Genomic DNA, 1556 nt, shown 5'->3' on the forward strand with positions numbered 1-1556 from the left:
ATCATCAAGGACGAAAAAATAGGCGCGGTGGACGAAAATCTATTCGAACACGACGCTGAGCGCGCGCTAAATGCGGCGTTCAGGGCGATTAAGCTCAACGAAAACGACGTGAGTGGGTATCTGCGCTCACTATTTGGGCTTAAAGACGTGATTGATAATTTTTTCGATAATGTGATGATAAACGTCCAGGATGCCGCGATACGCGCAAATCGTATCGCAAATATCGGGCAAATTTATCGCGCGTTTTTGCAGTTTGCCGATATCAAAGAGATAGGATTTTAATTTCACTTAGAACTCATTTGCCCAAGATTTACGCGAACCTTGGGCAAAATTTTACCGCGCAAAGGAGCGCAAATGCTAATCATCAACGCAAAATTACCAACTAAAAATCTAAAAATCACAAAATCTCTCTCGCAGTTGATTCAGGGCTTTCTTTATCGCTATCTGCCGGCTTCAGAGCACGTAGGATATAGGCACGAATCAAGCGGTAAAATTTTTAAACGCACAGTGTTTGATTTTATCTTGCGAGGAGAGGACTTGCGCGTGCGATTTGCTTCATGCGAGCCGGAGTTTGAACGTAAAATCGCGCTAGCAGTGCTAAAAGACGGGCTAAGCTTGGGTGAAATTCTATTTACGCAAACTACCGTCGAAGCGAAAAATCATAAAATTTGCGAGAACGAAGCTATTGTGCAAGGCTACGTGGCGTGCGCAGTAAGCGGGCTTTTGGGGCATAAAGTCTATTTGCAGCCACAAGATAGCAGGCATTTAGAGATGATGAAGACGAATATTTTACAGCGATTTGAGACGATTATGGGGCGAAAATATGATGGCGAAATGGAATTAAATTTATTGTGGCAAAAGCCGGGTGAATCTGCGAAATTCTATTACGGCAACAACCGCGAGCCAGTATATGCGTGGCAAGCAAGATGGAAAATTTTAGCTAATGCAGAACTAATAAATTTGATCCTTGGCACGGGCGCTGGAAGTGGGTGCATGAACTACGGAGTAGGGGTTTTGGAGGTTGTAAAGCAAAAAGAATAAGGTCACAACCTTTAAAACAATAATTTTAAATCCCAGCGGGAAACCTTATTCTTTGATCTACATTATAACACGATTTTTACCAAAATAAAAGGAAGTTAACCCTTAAATCAATATAACTTGAAATCTATTTGGTTTTGTGCTATAATAAGGTAAAACAATAAGGAGTTACATTTGAAAACTAAAAAAGTTCTTAATCGCATGGGAAAATACATATTGTGCATTTTGTGTATATTTTTTAGCCCTATCGTAGATGTTAAAATATTTGACATAAATTTTGGGCAGATAGAGTTCAGTATTTATTGCAATTAGTTTTTGAATCACAATAAAATATGCCTCTTAATGCCTTAATCTTATTCTGATTTCAAATCTAGAATAATTTTAGAAATATTTAAGTAAAATGGTCGTAAAATTAACTAAAATACTTAAGGTAAAAATAAAATATGGGATTAGCTCATAAACTCTATAAAATTGGCAGCCTGCTAAATGACGACGATGTTAAGGCTATGATTAAAAGT

Annotated in this window: 1 protein-coding gene and 1 pseudogene; both read left to right on the forward strand. The window is 38.1% G+C overall.

The window, feature by feature from the left end; translation table 11 throughout:
* Positions 1-282, forward strand: a pseudogene (locus tag Q0236_RS05435) (glycine--tRNA ligase subunit beta); the annotation flags it as partial.
* A gap of 72 nt (positions 283-354) precedes the next feature.
* Positions 355-1041, forward strand: coding sequence for a CRISPR-associated endoribonuclease Cas6 (locus Q0236_RS05440; RefSeq protein WP_297915853.1), 687 nt, complete (start codon positions 355-357; stop codon positions 1039-1041).
* Positions 1042-1556 lie beyond the last annotated feature (515 nt).

This window comes from uncultured Campylobacter sp. (assembly GCF_938031315.1).
GTDB lineage: Bacteria > Campylobacterota > Campylobacteria > Campylobacterales > Campylobacteraceae > Campylobacter_B.

What these genes read in the sequence shown, in the direction of transcription:
- Q0236_RS05440 (WP_297915853.1), top strand. Translation starts at nt 355, where the DNA reads ATGCTAATCATCAACGCAAAATTACCAACTAAAAATCTAAAAATCACA.